The organism is Nocardioides psychrotolerans, from assembly GCF_943371775.1.
Classification (GTDB): Bacteria; Actinomycetota; Actinomycetes; order Propionibacteriales; family Nocardioidaceae; genus Nocardioides; species Nocardioides psychrotolerans_A.
On sequence record NZ_CALRWD010000052.1, the window covers coordinates 22,655 to 31,339 of the forward strand.

The 8,685-nt window shown below is 74.6% G+C and carries 8 protein-coding genes and 1 riboswitch; of the genes, 5 read left to right on the top strand and 3 right to left on the bottom strand.

From position 1 onward, the window contains the following. Positions 1-193 precede the first annotated feature (193 nt). Positions 194-802 carry a precorrin-8X methylmutase gene (locus AAG827_RS14780; RefSeq protein ID WP_341926862.1) on the top strand — a complete coding sequence of 203 codons (609 nt, stop codon included), beginning with the start codon at positions 194-196 and terminating at the stop codon, positions 800-802. Further along, positions 799-2,379 carry a precorrin-2 C(20)-methyltransferase gene (locus AAG827_RS14785; protein ID WP_341926855.1) on the top strand — a complete coding sequence of 527 codons (1,581 nt, stop codon included), beginning with the start codon at positions 799-801 and terminating at the stop codon, positions 2,377-2,379. Before AAG827_RS14780 ends, AAG827_RS14785 begins: the two co-directional genes overlap by 4 nt. Here the strand turns inward: AAG827_RS14785 and AAG827_RS14790 are convergent. From AAG827_RS14790 to cbiE, 3 genes are read right to left on the bottom strand one after another with little or no spacing between them, the layout of a single operon-like run. Further along, positions 2,346-2,897 carry a hypothetical protein gene (locus tag AAG827_RS14790; protein WP_341926857.1) on the bottom strand — a complete coding sequence of 184 codons (552 nt, stop codon included), beginning with the start codon at positions 2,895-2,897 and terminating at the stop codon, positions 2,346-2,348. The two genes, AAG827_RS14785 and AAG827_RS14790, sit on opposite strands and share 34 nt — an antisense overlap. Further along, positions 2,897-3,649, bottom strand: a complete 753-nt coding sequence (gene cobM / locus AAG827_RS14795) for a precorrin-4 C(11)-methyltransferase (RefSeq protein WP_341926864.1) — start codon at positions 3,647-3,649, stop codon at positions 2,897-2,899. Before cobM ends, AAG827_RS14790 begins: the two co-directional genes overlap by 1 nt. Continuing rightward, positions 3,646-5,265, bottom strand: coding sequence for a precorrin-6y C5,15-methyltransferase (decarboxylating) subunit CbiE (gene cbiE, locus AAG827_RS14800; RefSeq protein WP_341926858.1), 1,620 nt, complete (start codon positions 5,263-5,265; stop codon positions 3,646-3,648). The genes cobM and cbiE overlap by 4 nt, the downstream gene beginning before the upstream one ends. Positions 5,266-5,323: 58 nt before the next feature. Next, positions 5,324-5,471, top strand: a riboswitch (cobalamin riboswitch). A 22-nt stretch (positions 5,472-5,493) separates the two neighbouring features. Here cbiE and AAG827_RS14805 point away from each other — a divergent pair. The 3 genes from AAG827_RS14805 to AAG827_RS14815 all read left to right on the top strand — a co-directional run. Further along, entirely contained in the window at positions 5,494-7,524 is a 2,031-nt protein-coding gene (locus AAG827_RS14805; RefSeq protein ID WP_341926859.1) for a VWA domain-containing protein, read from the top strand. Continuing rightward, positions 7,524-8,138: a cob(I)yrinic acid a,c-diamide adenosyltransferase gene (gene cobO, locus AAG827_RS14810; RefSeq protein WP_341926860.1), complete on the top strand. Its 615-nt coding sequence runs from the start codon at positions 7,524-7,526 to the stop codon at positions 8,136-8,138. The genes AAG827_RS14805 and cobO overlap by 1 nt, the downstream gene beginning before the upstream one ends. After that, the coding region (locus AAG827_RS14815; RefSeq protein ID WP_341926861.1) for an AAA family ATPase at positions 8,132-8,685 on the top strand (554 nt) is incomplete at its 3' end. The genes cobO and AAG827_RS14815, both read left to right, overlap by 7 nt.

An 8,685-nucleotide genomic window follows, 5' to 3' on the forward strand; every position in this document is an offset into this window, starting at 1 on the left:
GGACGACGGCCGCCGCGCGCTGCACGTGGCCTGCCCCGACGCGAGCATCGGGCGCGACCTCGAGCTCCCCGGCGACGGCCCGGTGATCGTCACGCCGTGGCGCAGCGTGGTCGTGCCGGACCTGCCACCCGAGCCCCCGCCGACACAGGAGCGCCCACCGAGGCACTACGCCTATGTCGACCAGGGGTCCACGATCTACGCCGACTCCTTCGCGACGATCCGGGCCGAGGGCAGCTTCGACCACCTGCCGCCCGACGCCGAGAAGGTCGCCGTACGGATGGTCCACGGCACCGGACAGGTCGACCTGGCCCGCGACCTCGTGGTCCACCGCGACCTGGTCCGCGCCGCCCGCACGGCGCTCGAGCGCGGAGCGCCGATCCTCACCGATGCGCACATGGTCGCTTCGGGCGTGACCCGCGCACGCCTGCCCCGCGACAACGAGGTCGTGTGCCTGCTGCGGGATCCGAGGGTCCCCCACCTGGCCACGACCTGGGGCACCACGAGGTCCGCCGCCGCGCTCGGCCTCTGGGGCGATCGCCTCGACGGCGCCGTGGTCGCGATCGGCAACGCCCCGACCGCGCTCTTCCACCTCCTCGAGATGCTCCTCGACGGTGCGCCCCGGCCGGCCGCGATCATCGGCTGCCCGGTCGGCTTCATCGGCGCCGCCGAGTCCAAGGACGCCCTGGCGAGCCTCGCCGACGACCACGGGATCGACGTCCCGTTCCTCACCGTGCGGGGGCGCCGCGGCGGATCCGCGATGACCGCCTCGGCCCTCAACGCCCTGGCCCAGGAGCGCGAATGAGCACCGTCGCCACCACGCCGGGGCACCTCTACGGCGTCGGTCTCGGCCCCGGCGACCCCGAGCTCGTGACCCTCAAGGCGGCCCGCCTGATCGCCGCCGCCGACGTCGTCGCCTTCCACGCCGGTGTCGGCAAGGAGTCCAACGCACGCCGCATCGCCGCCGACCTGATCCCCGCGACGGCGGTCGAGGAGGAGCTGCGCTACCCCGTCACGACAGGCACGACCGACCATCCCGGCGGTTACAACGGGGCACTCGCCGACTTCTACGAGGAGTGCGCGCAGCGTCTCGGCGCCCACCTCGAGGCGGGCCGCACCGTGGTCGTGCTCGCCGAGGGCGACCCGCTGTTCTACGGCTCGTTCATGTATCTCCACGACCGCCTCGCCGACCGCTTCCCCACCGAGATCGTCCCCGGCGTCCCGGCGTTCGTCGCCGCGACCGCCACGGTGGCCGCGCCCCTCGTGCGCCAGACCGACGTGCTCACCGTCCTGCCCGGCACGCTGCCCGAGCCCGAGCTCGCGCGCCGTCTGGCCGACACCGACGGCGCGATCATCATGAAGCTCGGCCGCACCTTCCGCGCCGTCCGCTCCGCGCTCGCGCAGGCCGGTCGCCTCGAGCACGCGATGTACGTCGAGCGCGCCTCGATGCCCGCCGAGCGCTGGCTGCCGGTGGTCGACGTCGACCCCGACTCGGTGCCCTACTTCTCGCTGATCGTGGTCACCGGCGACTCGCTCAACGGCCGACGCGCCCGGTCGGCGACCCAGCCGCAGGAGCTCCCCGCCGCGGCCGCCACGGCCACCGAGCCCGCCGAGCTGCTCGTCGTCGGCCTCGGGCCGGGCCCGGACGACTGGCTGACACCCGAGGTGACCGCCGCGCTGGCGGGGGTCGACCACGTCGTCGGCTACGCGCCCTACGTCCACCGCGTGCCCCAGCGGCCCGGCCTGCAGCGCCACGCCAGCGGCAACACCGTCGAGGTCGACCGGGCCCGCCTCGCGCTCGACCTCGCCCAGGCCGGCGAGCGGGTCGCGGTCGTGAGCGGCGGCGACGCCGGCGTCTTCGGCATGGCGTCGGCGGTGTTCGAGGCCGCCGAGGACCCGGCGTACGACGACGTGCGGGTGCGGGTGCTGCCCGGGCTGAGCGCGGTGCAGGCCGTGGCCGCGAGGGCCGGCGCCCCGATCGGGGCGGACTTCGCGGTGATGAGCCTCAGCGACCGGCTCAAGCCGTGGCCGGTGATCGAGCAGCGGCTGCGCGCGGTCGCGGAGGCCGACCTGGTCCTCGCGATCTACAACCCCGCCTCACGATCGCGCGTCGACCAGGTGGCGCACGCCCGCAAGCTGCTGCTGGAGCACCGCTCCCCCGACACCGTCGTGGTGGTGGGTCGTGACGTCGGCCGCGCCGAGGAGTCGCTGACCGTCACCACGCTGGGCGACCTCGACACCGACTCGATCGACATGAAGTGCCTGCTGCTCGTCGGTGCGACCAGCACGCGGGTGAGCCGCAGCGGGCGGGTGTGGACGCCGCGCTATGTCGGAGAACCAGCCGAGGATCAGGTGGAGACGAGGACGACCGGCTCTTCCTGACCGTCCCAGGTGCCGGTGAGGCAGGCGCCGTCGGCGGGCTGCTCGGCCTCGAGCACGTGGTGGAAGCGCAGCGGCTCGTCGACCGGGTCGCCGGAGCCGAGGACGACGACGCTGGGCTCGCGGGTCTGGATCATGCCGTCGACCTCGATGATCTCGATGGCACCGGCCTGGCCCTCCTCGATCGCGGCGGCGAAGGCCTCGAGCAGGACCGGGTCCTGGGTGCCGTCGTAGATCCAGCGCTCGCCGAGCGCCGAGTGCTGCATGGTGGTGACGAGCGCGCCCTCGAGCTCCTCGACCGGCGCACCGCGGTAGGTCAGCGGGACCTGCACGACCAGCCCGGTGCCGTCGGTCGCGAGCAGCGTCTCGATGCCGACCTCGTCCTCGGGGTCGTCGAAGCGGTAGCCGCCGATCATCGTCAACGGACCCGCCAGCGGCGGGCACCAGTCCTGCTGCGGCACCCAGGCCTGGAGCAGCTCGAGCTTGGTGGGCGTGATGGTCGCGCGGTGGAGGAGGGCCATCAGGCCAGCCTAGAGCGGTGCCTCGCCGGGTCGTAGAGGTAGGACTCCCCGCCCCCAGCGGGGTCGAGCACCCGCCCGACCAGGATCACCGCGGCCTGCCGCAGCCCGGCGGCCTCGACCTGGTCGGCGATGTCGGCCAGCGTGCCGCGCAGGACCCGCTCGTCGGGCTGGCTCGCGCGATAGACCACCACGACCGGGCAGTCGGCGCCGTAGTCGTCGACCAGCGACGCCGTCACCTCCCGCGCCCGGGCGGTCGCGAGGTGCAGCACCAGCGTCGCGCCCGTGGCGGCGAAGGCCTCCAGCGTCTCCCCGGACGGCATCGCGGTCGAGCGGGCCTGGGCACGGGTCAGCACCACCGACTGGGTCATCAGCGGCACGGTGAGCTCGCGCCCCACCAGCGCCGCCGCGGCGGCGTAGGCCGGCACCCCCGGCGTCACGTCCCACGGCACCCGCGCCGCGTCGAGGCGACGGGTCTGCTCGAAGAGCGCGGAGTAGAGCGACGGGTCGCCCGACGCGAGCCGCACGACGTCGGCGCCTGTCGCGTGCGCCGCCACCATCACGGCCGTCATCTGGTCGAGGTCCAGGTCCTGGGTGTCGACGAGCCGCGCGTCGGGGCGGCAGTGGCCGAGCACCTCGGCGTCGAGGTAGGTGCCGGGATAGAGCACCACGTCGGCCGCGGCGAGCATCCGCGCCGCGCGCACGGTGATCAGGTCGGCGGCACCGGGGCCGGCCCCGACGAAGTGCACGGTCATGCGGTCCACGCCCACTGGGTCACGGCGCGCGCGGGCGTCCAGCCGGTGAAGGTGCCGATCGGCTCGGCGTGCTCCACCGAGATCCGGGTCAGCTCGCCGCCGAGCTCGGCGTGCAGCCGTGCCAGGAGTGCCTCGGTCTCGATCGTCACGCCGTGGACGACCAGCCGGCCTCCGGGTGCCAGCGCAGCGCGACAGGCCTCGATGACGCCGGCGCGCGTGGCGCCTCCCCCGACGAAGACGGCATCCGGCTTCGCAAGCCCTGCCAGGGACTCCGGCGCTGCACCGGTCACCACCCGCACCCCTGGTACGCCGAGGCGCGCGGCGTTGCGGGCCACGCGCTCCGCCCGCTCGGGGTGCTGCTCGACCGCGACCGTGCGACAGGTCGGGTGGGCCAGCGCCCACTCGATCCCCACCGAGCCGGCGCCGGCGCCGACGTCCCACAGGAGCTGGCCGGGTTGGGGCATCAGCCGCGCGAGGGCGCTGGCGCGCAGGTCGCGCTTGGTCAGCTGGCCGTCGTGCTCGAAGGCGTCGTCGGGCAGCCCGGCGGCCCAGGACCGCACGACCGGACCGTCGAGGTCGAGCGCGAGGACGTGGAGCGGCGACACCGCGGCCGACCAGGACCGGGCGAGGCCCTCCACGCGCGACTCGGCGCTCGACCCGAGGTCGCCGAGTGCGGTCATCCGGGTCGCGCCGTAGCCCGCGCCGACCAGCAGCGCGGCCACGACGGACGGGGTCGTCGCGTCGGACGAGAGCACCAGCAGTCGACTTCCGGGGGCGAGGAAACCCACCAGGGCTTGAGGATCGCGCCCCACCAGGCTCACCACCGTCGCCGACTCCGAGGGCCAGCCCATCCGCGCGCCGGCCAGCGCGACCGACGACAGCACCGGGTGCAGCTCGACCGCGTCACGACCGAGCAGGTCGAGCAGGGTGGTGCCGATCCCGGACACCAGCGGGTCGCCGGAGGCGAGCGCGACGACCGAGCGGTCGGCGTACTCCTCCAGGAGCGGCAGCAGGCCCTCCCTCAGCGGCGACGGCCAGGCGCGTCGGACCTGCCCCTCGACGTGCGGGACGAGGTCGAGGTGGCGGCTGCCACCGAGCAGCACGTCAGCAGCTTTCACCAGTCCCTGCTGGGGATCCGCCACTCCTGACCAGCCGTCGGCACCGATGCCGACGACCGTGATGCGTCGGGTCGGACCGTGCCCGAGAGCCGGCAGGACGTGGTCGCGCAGCAGGGGTGCGAGCGGCACGTCGACCTCGCCGCGCGCCACCGCGCCCGGGTCGAGCCAGAGCAGCTCGGCGATCTCGGCGGCGGCGTGGGGCTCCCCCGGCAGGTCGGCGGTGAAGACGCTCGACTCGACGCGCATCCCCGGCTCGTTGGCGGCGACGGCGACCCAGTGACCCAGCGGCTGCACCTCGCCGACCTCGAGCCCGATCTCCTCGCGCACCTCGCGGATCGCGGCGGCCGCGGCGGACTCCCCGGCCTCGAGCTTGCCTCCGGGCAGCATGAAGCGATCGGTGCCCTGCTTGCGCACGGCCAGCACCCGACCGGCATCGTCACGGAAGCAGACGGCGGCCACGACGATCGGGCTGGCGGACTGCTCGCGGGGATCGGGCACGGAGCAGGACGCTAGCGCGTGGACCCTCGCGCAGGTCCCCCGCCGTGGTCGCTAGCCTGATCGACGACAGGCACGAGGTGCCCCGACGACCAGCCCCCACGGTGGTCCGACGGGAGAATCTGGGAAGCCGGTGAGATTCCGGCACAGGCCCGCTGCGGTGACCCCTCGGGGAAGTCCGAAGACCGGCCTCGCGCCACATATCCGTTGGCGGACGAGCGGGAGCCTCCCATGCCACAGCACTACCCCTTTTCTGCCGTCGTCTCCTCAGGCGCCCCTGACGACCCGACGGCCCTGGACCCGATGGCCCTCGCCCTGGTCCTCACCACCATCTCGCCCGGTGTGGGCGGCGTCCTCGTGCGCGGCGAGAAGGGCACGGCCAAGTCGACGATCGTGCGCGCGCTCGCCGCCGTGCTGCCGCCGATCGACGTCGTCGCCGGCGACCGGTTCTCCACCGACCCGGCCGAGCCGCACCCGCGCTCCCCCGACGGTCCCTTCGCCGCCGACGCACCCACCGAGACCCGGCCCGTGCGCCTGGTGGAGCTGCCGGTCGGCGCGACCGAGGACCGGGTCCTGGGCTCGCTGCACCTGGAGCGGGCGCTGAGCGAGGGCAAGGCGGACTACGAGCCCGGCCTGCTGGCCCGCGCCCACCGCGGTGTCCTCTACGTCGACGAGGTCAACCTGCTCCACGACCACCTCGTCGACCTGCTGCTCGACGCCGCCGCGATGGGTCGCTCGACCGTCGAGCGGGACGGGGTCTCGGTCGAGCACGACGCGCGCTTCGTCCTCGTCGGCACGATGAACCCCGAGGAGGGCGAGCTGCGACCGCAGCTCCTCGACCGCTTCGGCCTCACCGTCGAGGTCGCCGCCCCGCGCGACCCCGTGGTGCGCATGGAGGTCGTCCGCCGCCGGATGGCCTTCGACGCGGACCCGGTCGCCTTCGCGGCGTCGTACGCCGACGCGGAGCGCGCCCTCACCGAGCGCATCGCCACGGCGCAGCGCTTGGTCGCCGACGTCGAGCTGACCGACGCCGCGCTGCTGAAGATCGCCGAGATCTGCTCGGCCTTCGACGTGGACGGGATGCGCGCCGACATCGTCACCGCCCGCGCCGCCGTCGCCCACGCGGCCTGGCACGGCCGCACCTCGGTGACCCGCGCCGACATCCGCGCCGCCGCCCTGCTCTCGCTCCCGCACCGCCGCCGCCGCAACCCCTTCGACGCCCCCGGCCTCGACGAGGACCTCCTCGACCAGCTCCTCGGCGACGACGAGCCGGAGCCGCCCGAGCCACCCACCCCCGAGCCGACCGAGCCGGAGCGGAGCGACGGCGAGGAAGGCGAGGCCGAGCAGAGCGAGAGCGAGGCAGCCGAGCGAAGCGACGGCGAGCCGAGCCAGCCCCAGCCGACCGGGGCCCCGAGCGGCACGGGCGGGACGGACGAGACCGCGGCGACCGGCACGCCCTACCGCGCGAGGCTCTTCACCGTCGCCGGCACGGGGGCCGGCGAGGCCGGCAGGCGGAGCAGGGCGATCACCGCGTCGGGTCGTCGCATCGGCGCGACGAGGCCGACCGGCCCGGGCGCAGGACCAGGGGGCGGCATCGACCTGACCTCGACGATCCTGAGCGCCGCGCCGCACCAGCACGCCCGTGGCCGCACCGAGGGCCGGCTGCGGCTGGAGCAGGACGACCTCCGGGTCGCCAGCCGTGAGGGCAAGGAGGCCAACCTGGTGCTCTTCTGCGTCGACGCGTCCGGGTCGATGGCGGCCCGCCGCCGCATGGAGCAGGTCAAGACCGCGATCCTCTCGCTGCTGCTCGACGCCTACCGCCGCCGCGACAAGGTCGGGCTCGTGACCTTCCGCGCCGACGGTGCGCAGGTCGCGCTGCCGCCGACGCACTCCGTCGACATCGCGGCGACCCGGCTGGAGCAGCTGCCCTCGGGCGGGCGCACCCCGCTCGCCGAGGGCCTCCTCGAGGCCGACCGGGTGCTGCGGCTGGAGCGGGTCCGCGACCCGCGCCGTCGCCCGCTCCTGGTCGTGGTCACCGACGGGCGAGCGACCCAGGGTCCCGACGCGGTCGCCCGGTCCCGCCAGGCGGCCGCCCACCTGGCGAGCCAGGGGATCGCGAGCCTGGTGGTCGACTGCGAGAGCGGCTCCTTCCGGATGGGGCTGGCCGGCGAGCTCGCCCACCACCTGCGGGCCGAGCACGTGCCGATCGCCGAGGTCAGCGCCGCCGACCTCACCGGCGCCGTCCGTGAGCGGGTGGCCTGATGCCGCAGGGTCAGCCGACCGCCGTGCCCGACGACGGGCTCACCACGCGCGAGCGGCGTCAGCAGCCGCTGCTGATGGTCCACACCGGTGACGGCAAGGGGAAGTCGACGGCTGCCTTCGGCCTCGCGATCCGGGCGTGGAACCAGGGGTGGGACGTCGGGGTCTTCCAGTTCGTCAAGTCCGCCAAGTGGCGCATCGGCGAGCAGACCGTGCTCGAGCGCCTCGGTGAGCTGCACCGCCAGACCGGCGAGGGCGGACCCGTCGAGTGGCACAAGATGGGCGCCGGCTGGTCATGGTCGCGCAAGGACGGCTCCGAGGCCGACCACGCCACCGAGGCCGCCGAGGGCTGGGCGGAGGTCAAGCGCCGGATCGCCGAGGAGCGCCACGACCTCTACGTGCTGGACGAGTTCACCTATCCCATGGCGTGGGGCTGGGTCGACGTCGACGACGTGGTGGAGACGCTGTCGCAGCGCCCGGGGCGGCAGTACGTCGTCGTCACCGGCCGGCGCGCCGACGCCCGGCTCGTCGAGGTCGCCGACCTGGTCACCGAGATGACCAAGGTCAAGCACCAGATGGACCGCGGCCAGAAGGGCCAGCGGGGGATCGAGTGGTAGCCCTCCCCCGGCTGGTCGTCGCCGCTCCCGCCTCCGGCCACGGCAAGACCACCGTCGCCACCGGGCTCATGGCCGCGCTGCGCCGCGCCGGTCACGTCGTCAGCGGCCACAAGGTCGGCCCGGACTACATCGACCCCGGCTACCACGCGCTCGCCACCGGTCGCCCCGGTCGCAACCTCGACCCCTTCATGGTCGGCGAGGAGCGGCTGGTCCCCCTGCTCCTGCACGGCGCCCGCGGCGCCGACGTCGCCGTGGTCGAGGGCGTGATGGGCTTGTACGACGGCCAGATCGGTGGTCGGGGATTCTCGTCCACCGCGCACGTGGCCGCGGTGACCCGCACCCCGGTCGTGCTGGTCGTCGACGTGTCCCACGCGTCGCGCTCGATCGGCGCGGTCGTGCACGGCATGGCGACCTACGAGCGGGACGTCGACATCGTCGGCGTCGTGCTCAACAAGGTCGGCACCGCCCGGCACGCGACCGAGGTGCGCGCCGCGATCGCCCCGACCGGCATCGAGGTCCTCGGCGAGCTGCACCGCGACGACGGCAT